The organism is Streptomyces sp. NBC_00829 (assembly GCF_045161795.1).
Classification (GTDB): Bacteria; Actinomycetota; Actinomycetes; order Streptomycetales; family Streptomycetaceae; genus Streptomyces.
Map to the genome: position 1 here is coordinate 1,986,675 of NZ_CP108867.1, position 15,620 is coordinate 2,002,294.

Below are 15,620 nucleotides of genomic sequence, written 5' to 3' on the forward strand. Positions count from 1 at the left end.
CGCGACCCCTGTGGATAACGTTATGCACAGGTCAGCTGTCTCGTTCGCGCATTGTCGGCACCATCGGGTTGCATGGAGGCATGACCAACGCAGACCTCGCAGATTCCGCAGACCTCAGGGCTTCGGCCGACTCCGTCCTCGCCCGCCTCGTCTCGGACACCACGGGCACCGCCCGGCTGCGCGAGGACCAGTGGCGCGCGATCGAGGCACTCGTTGCCGACAAGCGCCGTGCGCTGGTCGTGCAGCGGACAGGCTGGGGCAAGTCCGCGGTGTATTTCGTCGCGACCTCACTGCTGCGCGAGCGCGGCAGCGGCCCCACCGTGATCGTTTCCCCTCTCCTCGCCCTTATGCGTAACCAGGTGGAGGCAGCTGCGCGAGCCGGTATCCGCGCCCGGACCATCAACTCCTCCAACACCGAGGACTGGGACACCGTCCAGGCCGAGGTGGCCGCAGGCGAGGTGGATGTGCTCCTGGTCAGCCCGGAGCGGCTCAACAACCCTGACTTCCGCGACCAGGTGCTGCCCAGGCTCGCGGCGGCCACCGGGCTGCTGGTGGTGGACGAGGCGCACTGCATCTCCGACTGGGGCCATGACTTCCGGCCCGACTACCGGCGGCTGCGCACGATGCTGGCGGACCTCCCGGCCGGTGTCCCGGTGCTCGCCACCACCGCCACGGCCAATGCCCGAGTGACGGCGGACGTCGCCGAGCAGCTCGGCACAGGAGCGGGCACGGACGCTCTCGTCCTGAGAGGTGCGCTGGACCGGGAGAGCCTCAGCCTGAGCGTGCTCCAGCTCCCCGACGCCGCGACACGGCTCGCCTGGCTCGCCGATCACCTTGGTGAACTGCCGGGTTCCGGGATCATCTACACCCTCACCGTCGCGGCGGCCGAGGAAGTGACCGCCTATCTGCGGCAGTGCGGCCACACGGTCGCCTCGTACACCGGCCGCACGGAGAACGCCGACCGGCAGCAGGCCGAGGAAGATCTCCTCGCCAACCGTGTCAAGGCCCTGGTCGCCACATCCGCGCTCGGCATGGGCTTCGACAAGCCCGATCTCGGTTTCGTCGTGCACCTCGGCTCACCCTCCTCCCCCATCGCCTACTACCAGCAGGTGGGCCGTGCGGGCCGCGGTGTGAAGCACGCGGAGGTGCTGCTGCTGCCGGGCCGGGAGGACGAGGCGATCTGGCAGTACTTCGCCTCAGTGGCCTTCCCCCCCGAGGAGCTGGTGCGGCGCACCCTCGATGTGCTCGGCCGCGCGGGCAGGCCCCTCTCCCTGCCCGCGCTGGAGCCGCTGGTCGAACTTCGGCGCACCCGGCTGGAGACGATGCTCAAGGTCCTCGACGTGGACGGCGCGGTGCGCCGGGTGAAGGGCGGCTGGACCACGACCGGCCGGCCCTGGTCGTACGACTCCGAGCGCTATGCCTGGGTCGCCCGGCAGCGAGAGGCCGAGCAGCAGGCGATGCGCGAGTACGCCCGGTCGACGGACTGTCGTATGGAGTTCCTGCGGCGGCAGCTGGACGACGAAGAGGCGGCGCCGTGCGGGCGCTGCGACAACTGCTCCGGGGCCCGCTTCAGCGACAAGGTCTCCGACACTGCGCTGGATGCCGCTCGCGGGGAACTGGGCAGGCCGGGTGTCGAGGTGGAGCCTCGCAAGATGTGGCCGACAGGCCTGGCGGCGGTGGGCATCAGCCTCAAGGGCCGTATCCCCGAAGGTGAGCAGACCTCGTCGGGCCGTGCGCTCGGCAGGCTCTCCGACATCGGGTGGGGCAACCGGCTGCGCCCCATGCTCACCGCGCAGGCTCCGGACGGCCCGGTCCCGGATGATGTGGTGCAGGCCGTCGTGACCGTGCTCGCCGACTGGGCCAAGGGTCCCGGCGGTTGGGCGTCCGGCTCGCCGGAAGCGCCGCCGCGGCCGGTCGGTGTGGTCACCGTGGCCTCGCACAGCCGGCCTCAGCTGGTCGGGTCCCTGGGCGCGCGGATCGCCGAGGTCGGCCGGATGCCGTTGCTTGGATCCGTGGAATACGCGCCAGAGGCGATGGATCGGCGGATCTCGCGCACCAACAGCGCTCAGCGGGTTCGGGGACTGCACGAGGCGTTCGCGGTACCACCGGAATTGGCTGAGTCGCTGGCCGCTTCCGACGGTCCCGTGCTTCTGATCGACGATCTTTCGGACAGCGGCTGGACGCTCGCCGTGGCCGGGCGTCTGCTGCGCAAGTCGGGCGCGAAGGGGGTATTTCCGCTGGTCCTCGCCGTTCAGGTGTGAGGTCAGGGGTCGGGCGGGCATCGGGTGGGCAGGGATAGAGGAGGGATATGAGCCGCATACCCGCTGATTCCCGCCGGTGACGCCAAATTGCTCGTTGCCGCATGACCACGCGCCAGCAAGAATTGGAACGCTCCCCGCGCGGCCCGTTCGCGGTCCGGAAGGGCCGTGCCGCGGTGCGTCCCCATCCGACCCTGCCCGCACTGTGGGCGCGTATGCGAAGGGAGGAACGTGACCTTCGGATTCGCTCCGTCCGCAGCCACTTCGCTCACCACGTCCGCCGGCTCCGCGAGCCGCCTCGCCAGGTTGCTCGAACCTGCCGAGTGGGCGGCGGCGGGCATACCGCTGCTGCGCAACCCCCGTGAGGTGGTCAGCGGACTGCACACCCGCCATAGGCCTGCGCCGGCGACCGCGGTCGTCGCCGTGCTCGACCATGAGGAACGGGTCGCGGCCAGCGCGTCGTTCACCCGTCGGTCCGCCCCCGTGGACGGCTGGGAGTTCCGCAACGTCCTGCTGGCCAATCTGCGGCGCGTCATCCCGCACGATCTGCGTCGACGCACGCCCGTGCGCACCGCCGTACTGCTCTACTGCCGTGAGGGCGACGAACGCTGGACGGAGGAGGACGGGGCCTGGATGTGGGGACTGCGGGACGCCTGCACCCTGCATGGGCTGCGCTGCGGGGCGTACATCACGCTGACCCGCGGTGGCTGGCAGGTGCTGGGCGAGGGCCGGGGCGGACGTCGGCCCAACTCCCTGTCGGCTCCTGGCGATCTCGCCGACCTTGCGACCGAGCCCGAACCGCTGTCGCTGCGGACCGCCAGTGGCGCGGCCGAAGCGCTTCGGCGTACCGCGGCCCGCTGACGCGGGGACGGCCGCCCACCGGCTGCCCACGGACGCGGGCAGCCGGATCGGGACGGGACCGAGCAGGAACGGGCGACAGTGCCGGGCGGACCGCCCTGCACGCCGTACGGCGAGGGCCCGCGGACGCGTGCCACAGACCGCGGATCTGGCCGCGCGGTGGCGGCGGCCGGACACTTGACCGCGCAGTGGCTGGTCACACCACTCACGACTGGTCAGGTCGTGCGATCGTCGGAGGTCGCGCGGTCCGGGCGGACCACGCGCCGTATGAATCCCCCTGGCCGGTGAGGACCCGGGTGCCCGGGGACACCGTGTGATCCCCGCGGTCCATGTTCGGCCGTACGGCTCAGCCGCCCGTGCCGAGCACGGTATTGATCCGCTTGGGGTCGCCGCACACGATCAGCAGCGTGGTCGCCTGCGCCAGAGCCGCGGGCAGCGCTCGCGCGGACGCGTCGTCGGCGCCTCCGTTGACCGCGAGGACGACCACGGGACGGGCGGCGGCCCGGCCGACCGCAGCGACGTCCGTGTAGAAGACATCGTCGCGGGCGTCGTGCTGCGCCCAGTAGGCGGCTTCGCCGAAGGACAGTTCGTGCGCGGCCCACGGGTGTTGCTCACCGGTGGTGAGCACGAGGACCTCGCCCGGCGCACGGCCGGAGTCGAGCAGCAGGTCGACCGCCTCGTCGGCGGCGTCGAGCGCGCCGTCCGCAGGGGCGGGGATCAGCTGGATCTGAGGCGTTGCGGACTTGACCGGCCGGGGCGCCTGAGGCTGACCGGCAGCGGTGTGCGTACGCGGCGGCGTGGGCCTGGCCGGGCCGGGGCCCGGGTTGCCGGGACGCGGCGAGGCCGCGGAACGCGGACCGGGCACGGGACGGGGGGTCGGCGCGGTACGGCCTGCGGCCGGAGTTGCGCGGGGACCCTGGGCACTCTCGTGAATCTGAGGCTCCTCGGGGATGAGAGGCATGAGTGGATGTCTATCAAATGCCGATGCGGAAGGCATCGGCGGGTGGGCACAAAAGTACGACTGCCCAGATGGGAGGGCGGGTTCAGAATTCGAAGCCGAGCTGGCCCCCGCTTTCCAGAGCGGCCGCCTCCGGGGAGACACGGACCTTCTTGAGGTGCCGCCACTGGGGCAGCGCGTCAAGATAGGCCCATGAAAGCCGGTGGTAGGGGGTGGGACCCAGGGTTTCGAGGGCGGCCTTGTGCACGGGTGAGGGGTAGCCGGCGTTGGCGTCAAAGCCGAAGTCGGCGAACTCCCCCGGCAGTTCCGCCATCATCGCGTCCCTGCGCACCTTGGCGATCACCGAGGCCGCGGCAACCGCGACACAGGACTGGTCCCCCTTGATGACCGTGCGGACCTGCCAGGGAAGCCCCAGGTAGTCGTGCTTGCCGTCGAGAATGACCGCGTCCGGCCGGACCGGAAGTCCGTCCAGTGCGCGGACGGCGGCCAGCCGCAGCGCCGCGGTCATCCCCAATTCGTCGATCTCCTCCGGCGAGGCGTGCCCGAGCGCGTGGGCCGTGACCCAATGCTCCAGCAGCCCGGCCAGTTCCGTACGGCGCTTCGGGCTGATCAGCTTGGAGTCCGTGAGGCCGGCGGGCGGTCTGCGCAGACCGGTGATCGCCGCGCACACCGTGACCGGACCGGCCCACGCCCCGCGTCCGACCTCGTCGACACCTGCGACGATCTTGGCGCCGGTGGTGGCTCTGATCGAGCGCTCGACTGTGTGAGTGGGTGCTTCGTACGGCATGGCGCCAGCAAGGTTACGCCGACCGACCCCACCCGCGACAACCGGATTGCCCTCACCGGCCGACTCCGGACGATCAACCGGCAATCGTCGGGTGATCAACGGGCCCGGCTCCGGACGATCAACCAGCCCGGCTCCCGGCGATCAGTCGTTGCGGGGGCGCAGAAGCGGCACCATCACCTGGTCGATCATCTCGGAGATATCCAGGTCAGGCCATTCGCTTCCGCACACCTTCGCGCGGTACATCATGAGACCGGGAATCACATCGAAGATGAGGTCACCGGAGATATCGGGGCGCACGTCGCCGCGCCTGACGCCGCGGTGCACGACCTCACGGAAGAGCCGGTTGGAGGGCTCGACGACCTGGCGCACGATCACGCCGTGGAAGCGTTCGGCGCTGGAGTTGTCGCACTCGTGAAGCACCGCGCGCAGCGCAAAGCCGGACCGGGAGTACATCGCGTCACGTACACGCCGGCACAGCTGAAAGAGGTCCTCACGGATGCTTCCGTGATCGGCTACCTCGTCAAGCGTCGGCAGTCCGGCTTGAAGGGCATCCGCGACCAAGTCCTCTTTGGACGGCCAACGCCGGTAGACGGCGGCCTTGCCGGTCTGGGCGCCCGCGGCGACGCCTTCCATGGTGAGCCCGTTCCAGCCGACCGTACTCAGCTGTTCCAGGGCCGCGTCGAGGATTGCGCGTTCCAGCACGGGGCCACGGCGTCGCAGCGAGACCGGGGGCGTCTCAGCGGCGGCAGTCCAGCGCGAAGGGGGCATCTTCATCTCTCCGTTGGGGACAGGAGGACAGTGAACGCTTGCGTTCACTGTCGGGGATTCTCTACGGTTGACGAGACAGTGAACGGATGCGTTCACTAATTCACTTGTGGGGGACCCATAGTGACAACCTCTCAGTTAACAGCTCCGAGCAAGCCGGGAGCGGCCCGCAGGCAGGGACGCCCCGGGATCGCACTCACCGTCATCGCCGCCCTGCAGCTCATGGTGGTCCTCGACACGACGATTGTGAATATCGCTCTCCCGCACATCCAAGGAGCCCTCGAGTTCACCACGACCCAACTCTCCTGGGTGGTCAATGCCTACACCCTCACGTTCGGTGGGCTGCTGCTGCTCGGGGGACGGGCGGGCGACATTCTCGGCCGCCGAAGGGTGTTCGTCTTCGGTGTGCTGCTGTTCACCTTCGCCTCGCTGCTCTGTGGCGTCGCACAGGAACCCTGGCAGATGCTCGCCGCCCGCGCCCTCCAGGGCATCGGCGGCGCCATTGCCTCGCCCACCGCACTCGCGCTCATCACCACGACCTTCCGCGAAGGCCCCGAGCGCAACCGCGCGTTCGGCATCTTCGCCGCCGTATCAGCCAGCGGTGCGGCCATCGGCCTGCTCGCCGGCGGAATGCTCACCGAGTGGCTGAACTGGCGCTGGGTCTTCTATGTGAACCTGCCGATCGGCATCCTGATCGCTGTCCTCGCGCCGGTGTTCATCAATGAGTCCGAGCGGCACTCCGGCCGATTCGACATCACGGGCGCCCTCACCTCGACCACGGGCATGGCGTCCCTGGTCTACGGCTTCATCCGGGCCGCCGAGGACGGATGGTCCGATGGCCTGACCCTCGCCGCCTTCGCCGCCGCGGTCGTGCTTCTCACGGCATTCGCCCTGATCGAACGGAGGGCGAAGGAGCCGATCACCCCGCTGCGGATGTTCGCCGACCGCAACCGCTCGGGTACGTATCTGATCATGATGAGCCTCGCCGCGGCGATGTTCGGCATGTTCTTCTTCATCGTGCTCTTCGTCCAGAACGTGCTGGACTACAGCCCGATCAGCTCCGGTCTCGCGTTTCTGCCGGTCACGGTGATGATCGTGACCGCTGCCGGTATCTCGTCCAAGCTGCTGCCGGTCCTCGGCCCCAAGCCGTTCCTGACCGCCGGCGCGGTGTTCACCGGCAGCGGTATGGCCTGGCTCACGGCCCTGGACCCGGGCAGTTCGTATCTCGGCGGGGTGCTTGGGCCGATGCTTCTGTTCGGTTTCGGTATGGGTCTCGTCTTCGTGACGGCGACGCTCACGGCGGTCTCGGGTGTCGCTCAGCACGAATCGGGTGCGGCCTCCAGTCTGCTCAACGCCACTCAGATGGTGGGTGGTTCCCTGGGGCTGTCGATTCTCATGACGCTTTTCAGCACCGCCAGCCGCGAGGAAGCCGAACGTCAGCTGCCGTCCTTCCTCACCGATGCGACGCCGGCCCAGAAGGCGGCCTTCGCCACGACACACGAACTGCCGCCGCCGTGGGGGCATCAGGTGCTCGCCGAAGGCATCTCGACGGCGTTCTGGGCAGGCGTCGGTCTGGTCGGACTCGCCGTGCTGACCGCGGTGTTCGTCATCAAGGTGCGCAAGAGCGACCTGGAAGCGCTCAGCGGGGCGGCAGGCGCCGGCGGCGGCCACGCGGCCTAGGAACCGTCACCACCGCCGGGGACGGGCCGCGCACGGGGGTTGCGGCCCGTCCCCTTTCGTCGGGCAGCTAGGGCATCTCGTAAGGACCCTGGTTCCCGGAGTCGTACGGCCTGATCTCACCGTCCTGACCGGGGTCGTCGAACTCGCCGAATCCGTCGTACTCGTCGCGCTCACCGGACACCCCGTCGTCGGCACACGCGTATCCGAAGGTGTCGGCCTTCCTGTCCGCGAGGATCCTTCGGGCCCGTGACTCGCCCCAACTGGTCGCATACCAGGGCTTGTCCTCGTCGGCGAGGTTCTTCGCGATGCCCGCCAGCGCGCAGGAGCGCAGCGGCTCGGGCAGCCTGTCCAGGGCCGGGACGGCATCCGCGGACAGCTCCTGGAAGTAGCCGACGTCGATCTTTCCCGTGCGCTGATAGCGCTCCACGTTCCGCTCGGCGACCATCCCGTCCGGTGAGAGCACGCCGAAGACAAGCACGGCCCCAGCAGCGCTCGCGGCGACCGCGCGGGGCAGCCATTTCACTCCGAAGACCCCGGCAGCCATGATCAGAAGGATCACCAGGCCGAGCCACAGCTCCATGGCCGCCACCGACGTCCGCAGGCGCGTCAGCCCGTAGGCGTCGACGTACAGATCCATCCGGCGCAGAGCCGACGCCACCACGACCAGAGTGAGCAGACACAGGGTGCCCAGCACCGTGCGCACAAGGGCGCGGTCGCCCGCAGTGCCGCGCGGAGCCCAACGCAGCGCGAGCCCGATCACCAGGAGGGTGAGCACCGTCGCCCAGAGCAGCTGCCAGAAGCCCTGGCGCGCATACTCGGCGTGGGTCAGCCCGGTCTCCCGAAGCACCTTGTCGTAGCCACCGAAAAGCACCGCGAGCTGGACGGCGATGAAGGCGGCGAAGAGCAGATCGAGCACGATGAGGGGCGGCGCCCACTCCCAGCGTGCGCGGGCCCGGCCGGGGCGCACGGCGAGCCGGTCCCAGCGCAGTGGAGCGGCCGCTGTGTGGGCTGCGGCGAGCGTGCCGACGAGACCGAGACCGAAGAGGAAGAGGCGCCAGGGCCCGTCGGCGATCGAGATGTCCGGAATCAGTCCGCCGAGCAGATCCGCGAAGGCCGCGTCCGCTCCGGCGAACAGCGCGCCGAACACGATCAGCAGCACAGCGGCGACCGCGGTCGTCCGCACCGCGGTGCCCCAGCGGGTACGCGAGCTGCCTGCCCGCTCGCGTACCCCCCGCCATCCCCAGGCCATCCCCGTCGCAAGGGAGTCCAGAATCCCGATCGAGCCGAGAAGGACACCGGGCCAGGTGCGGCCGCCGTGCAGCGCGAGCGACCCGGCGAAGAGCGCTCCGAGGACAGCGAGGAAGGTCGGCCAGCCCGCATCCCTCAGCGCCGGCACACCGAGCAGAGCCGTTCCGCCTACGGCCCAGACAAGCGTCCAGGCGCGTGGCCGGCGGCCCGCCGGCCGGGCGGCAAAGTACGCGGCAAGGGCCACGGGCACCGTCACGATCAGCAGATTCAGGCCCAGACCGTCGCCCAGCAGCAGCGTGCTGAGCAGGGCCGCGGCCAGGGCCGACCAGAGCGTGGCCGCGGGTACTTGGGCGGGCGGGGCCGGACGTATCTCTGCGAGCCGCGCCCCCGGTTCACCGGACTTGCGCAGCTGCGCGGGCGGCGGCTTCCACAGATCCTCCGGCGCCCGGGACGGCTCGGGCAGCTGCGGTCTCCGACCAACACCGCCACCGGGATCGGCAGGCGGCTCGGTGGATCGTACGTCTGACACGGGACCCCCTCCCGACCGGATCGCGCGTCGGCCGGGAAGGCGGGCGTACGACCGGTGTCTCGTCCGAGCCCGCGCCCGGCATGATCAGCTCGGCGGAGCGTGACGGACAGATTAGCGGCGAGGCCAGGGCGCGGTGAGTCGGATGCGGGCCCGAGTCCGGACCGTGACCATGGGACTGCCCGGCGCCTCCTTCGGACCGCCACGCCCGGACACTCCTCCATGTCCGGTCCGGACTCCGAAGCATCCGCGGCGGACTCGGGACCATCACGTTCGGAGTCGGCGCAGCCGTGCACCTGCCCGGGGCTGCCCGTGCTCGGTCGACCGCGGCCGGGCGCGGAGAGCTCAACGAGCCTGTTCAGGCAACCAGTCCGGGAGCGCCTCCGTCTGATCGAGCCATGCTGCAGGAGGCTGTCCCCCCTTGCCCGCCGCGACCACTCCGCCGACGATCGCGCAGGTCGTGTCGACATCCCCGCCCACCTGGGCGGTCGTCCAGAACGCCTGCTCGAAGTCGCCGAGCGAACGGGCCGCTGACCACAGCGCGAACGGCACCGTGTCGTGCGCGCTGGTGCGCCGACCGCTGCCCAGGACCGCGGCGACGGTCCCGGCGTCGCCGTAGTCGAGCATGTCCCGCGCCCGGCGAAGTCCGGCTCCCACGGCGCTGCGCGGTACGAGCGCGACGACACCGTCGAGCAGCTCCGCAGGGTCCGGAGGGCCTGCCGGATTCGCGGCCAGCGCGGCGGCGGCGGCCACGGCCATGGAGCCCACCACCGCCTCGCGGTGCTGATGGGTGGTGTACGAGGAGATCTCGGCCTGGTGCGTGGCCTGCTCCGGATCGGAGGCGTACCAGGCGCCGAGCGGCGCGATCCGCATTGCGGAGCCGTTGCCCCACGATCCCTGGCCCTTGAAGAGAGCGGCGGCGAGTTCACGCCAGTCCCCGCCCTCTCTGATCAGCCGGAGCATACGGTTGACGGCAGGTCCGTAGCCCCGGTCGAAGTCATGGTGCTCGGCGAAGGACTGTGCCAGCGCGTCCTGGTCCACTCGGTCATGAGCCATGAGCACGGAGAGCACCGAGCAGGCCATCTCGGTGTCGTCGGTCCACTGCCAGGCACCCGTCGGCAGCTCGCGCCGCTTCAGCAGGGGATAGTTCGAGGGAACGAAGAACTGGGAGCCCAGGGCGTCTCCCACGGACAGTCCGCGCAGGCTGTCCAGGGCGCGTTCGAAGCGCCGGTCGCGAGAGGACTCAACGGTCATCTTCCTGCCACTCTATCCGGTGACGCCGTACGGCTCGGGGGTGCGCCACCGCTCGAACGGCCGGTCAAGGGCGTAGCGGCCGTTCTGAGCCAGTTCAAGCGTCCGGGTCTCGGCATTGCCCGGATTGGCGAGCGATTCGAAGTCGGCGACCGACCAGTGGAACCAGCGCATACAGAAGAGGCGCATGGTCAGTCCGTGCGTCACCAGGAGCACGTTCGGCGGATGGTCCGGCGACTCGAAGCTGCGGTAGAGGCTCTCCAGGAAGGATCCGACCCGGTCGTACACATCCGCTCCCGACTCCCCCTGGGCGAAGCGGTAGAAGAAGTGGCCGTAGGCATCCCGGTAGGCCTTCTGCAGCCGCACGTCATCCCTGTCCTGCCAGTTTCCCCAGTCCTGCTCCCGCAGCCGCGGCTCCTCCCGGACCCGTACCCGTTCGGGATCGAGCCCGAAGGCGCGGAAGGTCTCGTGGGTGCGGCGATAGGGCGAGACGTAGACGCTGACGCGCTCCTGGCCGAACAGCTCGCGGAGCCGCACGCCGGTTTCCTCGGCCTGTGTCAAGCCCCTCGGTGTCAGTCGCAGCGCATGGTCGGGCTCGCGCTCGTACACGGTGTCATCGGCGTTTCCCTCCGACTCGCCGTGCCGGACGAGAACGATGCGTCGCGGTCGTGCCATGACATGAACAGTAGATCGGTCCGAACCCGGCCGAGCACCCGGGACGGGCCCGTCCGGCGTATCCCCTGGTGAGAGGCGCTCCACGGCAGGACGGGCGACCCGCCCTCGCCCGCGGGCCCCGGCTCGTCCCCGGGGACGGGAAAGATCTCGCCGGCCCCTCGGCAGCGCGTCAGCAGCAACTCAGCCCCGGATGGTCGGCGGACCAGGCGGCCGGATTCACACCGTCCAGCTCGGCTCGAGCTGCACCACGTCACCGGCCAGCGCCGACACGTCCGCCTCCGTCTGCGCGCGCAGCAGCAGCCGCTCCACGCGCTCTCGGCGGTACTTTCCGTGTTCCGCCGCCGACTGCCACATCGACATCACCAGAAACTCACTTCCCGGCGCCTCCCCGAACAGCCCACGCACCATCCCCGGCGACCCGGCCATCGCCGGATTCCACACCTTCTCCTGCATCAGGGCATAGTGCTCGACCCGGTCCTCACGCACCTGGCAGTGCGCGACCCGTACGACATCGGCGTCCGTGAACCGCGGCTCGAACCCCGTCTTCACATCGAAGCGGTAGTCGAACAGCTTGACCTGCATGTCCTTGTACGTACCGGCCTGACCGGATGCAAGTCGGTCGTGCGAGCGCGCCATGAACGAGTCGTAGAACGCCCTGCTCTCCCAAAAGGCGAAGACATGCGCGACATGCGGCCTCCCTCTGCTCCACCCGCCACCCTGTCCCCGAAACCCCGGCTCACCCAGCAGCCCCGCCCACTTCCGCTGTCCCCGCTCGAACCCACGACGGTCCATCACGGTGCAGCGAATCCACTTGACCAGCACCGCGCCATCGTACGGCGCGGAACGTGGCCCCCGTCACTCTCCTGCCGAGTGAGTGCATGCGTAGATGTTCTCCCGTGCCGCAGGAGTCCAGGCCGATTCCGACCGCGTACGGCCCCGGTGCGCGCCGCGGGCGTGAAAGCATGGGCAACCGGCGTGCACCGTCCGGGAGTTGTGCGTCATCACGGGGAAGGGGAATCTGGTGAGCAGTCTCAACAAGGGAGTCCGGAAGGCGGAGGTCACGCTCCGGTGGGATCCGAGCCCCTTGGGTGAGCCCGCCCACGATCTCGACATCGTGGCCGCGACGTACCCGGCGGACGACCGGCACGGCGAACCGGCGTATGTCGTGCATTTCGACAGCCGGTCACCGGACGGCACGATCCTTCTCGTCAGGGACAGCAAGACCGGTCAGGGCTTCGGCTCCGACGAGGTCATGACCCTGGAGTTCGACCGCCTGGCGGGCTCCTACGGGCGCGTCGTCGTCGGCGTGGTCATCCAGCAGCGGGACGGACGGAGGGTCTTCGCCGACATCACGAACACCCTCGTCCGGATTCTCGAAGGACACACCGAGCTGGGGCAGAGCGACTTCGCCGAGGTCCCGGGATCCACCGCCGCGGTCGTGGGCGAGTTCGTCAGGAGCGAAGCGGGCGACTGGCAGTTCCACAGCGCCGTCCGAGGATTCGACGCCGACCCGCAGTCCTTCGTCTCGCTGATGGGGAGCAGTACTTACTGACCCGGCCACCACCCCTGAGTGACCGCACGACGAAGGGGACCGGCCGATGGCCGGTCCCCTTCGTCAGCTGTGATTCACGCCTGGACGGCGCCCAGTGTCAGCTGCAGCCGCTGGTCGAGCCGCATCCCTCGCAGATGTAGCAGGAGCCGGCCCGCTGCATCTTCGTCCCGCAGGAGAAACACAGCGGCGCGTCAGCGCTGATGCCCAGCTGCATCTCGACGAGCTCCGCCGAGGTGTGCGCCTGCTGCGGAGCCGGAACCTCCGCCTTCGGGGCGACGACGGCCTTCGGGGCCTCCATCTGACGCGGGGCGGACTGGGCCAGACCCTCGACGTCCATGTCCTCGTCGGACGGCTCGTACGAACCGGTCTCCAGGTGACGCTGACGCTCGTCGGCCGAGTGGATGCCGAGCGCGGAGCGCGTCTCGAAGGGCAGGAAGTCCAGCGCCAGGCGGCGGAAGATGTAGTCGACGATCGACTGCGCCATCCGCACGTCCGGGTCATCCGTCATACCGGCAGGCTCGAAGCGCATGTTGGTGAACTTCGAGACGTACGTCTCCAGCGGGACGCCGTACTGCAGACCGACCGAGACGGCGATCGAGAAGGCGTCCATCATGCCCGCGAGGGTCGAGCCCTGCTTCGACATCTTCAGGAAGACCTCGCCGAGACCGTCGTCCGGGTAGGAGTTGGCGGTCATGTAGCCCTCGGCGCCGCCCACGGTGAAGGAGGTGGTGATACCCGGACGGCCCTTGGGGAGACGCTTGCGGACGGGACGGTACTCGACGACCTTCTCGACCGCGGCCCGGATCGTCTCCTCGGCCTTCACGGTGACCTCGGCCTTCTCCTTGTCCTTGGTCTTGGCGGAGAGGGGCTGGCCGACCTTGCAGTTGTCGCGGTAGATCGCGAGCGCCTTGACGCCCATCTTCCACGCCTCGAAGTAGATCTCCTCGACCTCTTCGACGGTCGCCGACTCCGGCATGTTGACCGTCTTGGACAGCGCGCCCGAGATCCACGGCTGGATGGCCGCCATCATGCGGACGTGGCCCATCGCGGAGATGGAGCGCTCGCCCATGGCGCAGTCGAAGACCTCGTAGTGCTCGGTCTTCAGGCCGGGGGCGTCGATCACATTGCCGTTCTCGGCGATGTGGGCGACGACCGCTTCGATCTGCTCCGGCTGGTAGCCGAGGCGGCGCAGCGCCTGCGGCACCGTGCCGTTGACGATCTGCATCGAGCCGCCGCCGACGAGCTTCTTGAACTTGACCAGGGCGAGGTCGGGCTCCAGACCGGTGGTGTCGCAGGACATCGCGAGACCGATGGTGCCGGTGGGGGCGATGACCGATGCCTGGGAGTTACGGAAACCGTTCTTCTCGCCGAGACGGATCACGTCCTGCCACGCCTCAGTGGCGGCGGCCCAGACCGGCGAGTCCAGGTCGTCCATGTGGACGGCCGCGCTGTTGGCGTCGGCGTGCTGCTTCATGACGCGCTTGTGCGGCGCGGCGTTGCGGGCGTAGCCGTCGTACGGGCCGACGACCGCGGCGAGTTCGGCGGAGCGCTTGTACGACGTACCCGTCATCAGCGAGGTGATGGCGCCGGCGAGCGCGCGGCCGCCGTCCGAGTCGTACGCGTGACCCGTCGCCATCAGCAGGGCGCCGAGGTTGGCGTAGCCAATGCCCAGCTGGCGGAACGCGCGGGTGTTCTCGCCGATCTTCTGGGTCGGGAAGTCGGCGAAGCAGATGGAGATGTCCATCGCCGTGATGACCAGCTCGACGACCTTGGAGAAGCGGTCGACATCGAAGGACTGGTGGCCCTCGCCGTCGTCCTTCAGGAACTTCATGAGGTTGAGCGAGGCGAGGTTGCACGAGGTGTTGTCCAGGTGCATGTACTCGCTGCACGGGTTCGAGCCGTTGATCCGGCCGGACTCCGGGCAGGTGTGCCAGTGGTTGATGGTGTCGTCGTACTGGATGCCGGGGTCGGCGCAGGCCCAGGCTGCCTCGGCCATCTTGCGGAAGAGCGACTTGGCGTCGACCTCCTCGATGACCTCGCCGGTCATCCGGGCACGCAGGCCGAACGTGGAGCCGGACTCGACGGCCTTCATGAACTCGTCGTTCACGCGGACCGAGTTGTTGGCGTTCTGGTACTGGACCGACGTGATGTCGTCGCCGCCCAGATCCATGTCGAAGCCCGCGTCGCGCAGGGCGCGGATCTTCTCCTCCTCCTTGACCTTGGTCTCGATGAAGCCCTCGATGTCGGGGTGGTCGACGTCGAGGATGACCATCTTCGCCGCGCGGCGGGTGGCGCCGCCCGACTTGATCGTTCCTGCGGACGCGTCGGCGCCGCGCATGAAGGAGACGGGTCCGGAGGCGTTGCCGCCGGAGGAGAGCAGTTCCTTGGAGGAGCGGATCCGGGAGAGGTTCAGGCCGGCGCCCGAACCGCCCTTGAAGATCATGCCCTCTTCCTTGTACCAGTCGAGGATCGACTCCATGGAGTCGTCGACGGCCAGGATGAAGCAGGCGGAGACCTGCTGCGGCTGGGGCGTGCCGACGTTGAACCACACCGGCGAGTTGAAGCTGAAGATCTGGTGCAGGAGGGCGTACGCCAGCTCGTGCTCGAAGATCTCGGCGTCGGCGGGCGAGACGAAGTAGCTGTAGTCCTCGCCGGCCTTCCGGTACGTCTTCACGATCCGGTCGATCAGCTGCTTGAGACCGGTCTCGCGCTGCGGGGTGCCGACGGCCCCGCGGAAGTACTTGCTGGTGACGATGTTGACCGCGTTCACCGACCAGAAGTCGGGGAACTCGACGCCACGCTGCTCGAAGTTGACCGAGCCGTCGCGCCAGTTGGTCATGACGACGTCACGGCGCTCCCAGACCACCTCGTCGTACGGATGCACGCCGGGGGTGGTGTGGATTCGCTCGATACGCAGACCCTTGCTCGCCTTGGTTCCCTTGGCTCGGGAACCTCGTGCAGGGCCGCTCGCCGTCTCTGTCATGCCGCCTCCCATACATGGGCAAAAACGCCCTGAAGTGCCCAGATCTTCCCGTGGCACAGTTCTGTTCTGATGCCGCGGA

The 15,620-nt window shown here is 69.1% G+C and carries 12 protein-coding genes; 4 read left to right on the forward strand and 8 right to left on the reverse strand.

Features of this window, described 5'->3' with window-relative positions; translation table 11 throughout:
* Positions 1-80 precede the first annotated feature (80 nt).
* Positions 81-2,261, forward strand: a complete 2,181-nt coding sequence (locus tag OG293_RS08085; RefSeq protein WP_405998087.1) for a RecQ family ATP-dependent DNA helicase — start codon at positions 81-83, stop codon at positions 2,259-2,261.
* Positions 2,262-2,489: 228 nt separating this feature from the next.
* Positions 2,490-3,119, forward strand: a complete 630-nt coding sequence (locus tag OG293_RS08090; protein WP_405998088.1) for a hypothetical protein — start codon at positions 2,490-2,492, stop codon at positions 3,117-3,119.
* A 343-nt stretch (positions 3,120-3,462) separates the two neighbouring features.
* On the opposite strand, the gene OG293_RS08095 is transcribed toward OG293_RS08090, so the two are convergent.
* The 3 genes from OG293_RS08095 to OG293_RS08105 form a co-directional block, all read right to left on the reverse strand.
* Positions 3,463-4,077 (reverse strand): hypothetical protein, encoded by a 615-nt coding sequence (locus OG293_RS08095; RefSeq protein ID WP_405998089.1) that lies wholly within the window; start codon positions 4,075-4,077, stop codon positions 3,463-3,465.
* An 82-nt stretch (positions 4,078-4,159) separates the two neighbouring features.
* Positions 4,160-4,861, reverse strand: a complete 702-nt coding sequence (locus OG293_RS08100; protein WP_405998090.1) for a ribonuclease HII — start codon at positions 4,859-4,861, stop codon at positions 4,160-4,162.
* 141 nt (positions 4,862-5,002) lie between these two features.
* Positions 5,003-5,629, reverse strand: coding sequence for a TetR/AcrR family transcriptional regulator (locus tag OG293_RS08105; RefSeq protein WP_406003535.1), 627 nt, complete (start codon positions 5,627-5,629; stop codon positions 5,003-5,005).
* A 120-nt stretch (positions 5,630-5,749) separates the two neighbouring features.
* On the opposite strand from OG293_RS08105, the gene OG293_RS08110 reads away from it, so the two are divergent.
* Entirely contained in the window at positions 5,750-7,306 is a 1,557-nt protein-coding gene (locus tag OG293_RS08110; RefSeq protein WP_405998091.1) for an MFS transporter, read from the forward strand.
* A gap of 67 nt (positions 7,307-7,373) precedes the next feature.
* Here the strand turns inward: OG293_RS08110 and OG293_RS08115 are convergent, their stop codons facing one another.
* The 4 genes from OG293_RS08115 to OG293_RS08130 form a co-directional block, all read right to left on the reverse strand.
* The gene (locus OG293_RS08115) at positions 7,374-9,104 is read right to left on the reverse strand and encodes a DUF4153 domain-containing protein (RefSeq protein WP_406003536.1); all 1,731 of its coding nucleotides are present in this window, start codon (positions 9,102-9,104) and stop codon (positions 7,374-7,376) included.
* Positions 9,105-9,425: 321 nt separating this feature from the next.
* Positions 9,426-10,334 carry an ADP-ribosylglycohydrolase family protein gene (locus OG293_RS08120; RefSeq protein WP_405998092.1) on the reverse strand — a complete coding sequence of 303 codons (909 nt, stop codon included), beginning with the start codon at positions 10,332-10,334 and terminating at the stop codon, positions 9,426-9,428.
* A 12-nt stretch (positions 10,335-10,346) separates the two neighbouring features.
* On the reverse strand, positions 10,347-11,006 hold the full coding sequence (locus OG293_RS08125) for a histidine phosphatase family protein (RefSeq protein ID WP_405998093.1): 660 nt from the start codon (positions 11,004-11,006) through the stop codon (positions 10,347-10,349).
* 216 nt (positions 11,007-11,222) lie between these two features.
* On the reverse strand, positions 11,223-11,828 hold the full coding sequence (locus tag OG293_RS08130; RefSeq protein ID WP_405998094.1) for a YdbC family protein: 606 nt from the start codon (positions 11,826-11,828) through the stop codon (positions 11,223-11,225).
* A 199-nt stretch (positions 11,829-12,027) separates the two neighbouring features.
* On the opposite strand from OG293_RS08130, the gene OG293_RS08135 reads away from it, so the two are divergent.
* Positions 12,028-12,558 carry a TerD family protein gene (locus OG293_RS08135; RefSeq protein WP_405998095.1) on the forward strand — a complete coding sequence of 177 codons (531 nt, stop codon included), beginning with the start codon at positions 12,028-12,030 and terminating at the stop codon, positions 12,556-12,558.
* A 97-nt stretch (positions 12,559-12,655) separates the two neighbouring features.
* On the opposite strand, the gene OG293_RS08140 is transcribed toward OG293_RS08135, so the two are convergent.
* Entirely contained in the window at positions 12,656-15,541 is a 2,886-nt protein-coding gene (locus OG293_RS08140) for a vitamin B12-dependent ribonucleotide reductase (protein WP_405998096.1), read from the reverse strand.
* Positions 15,542-15,620: the final 79 nt, after the last annotated feature.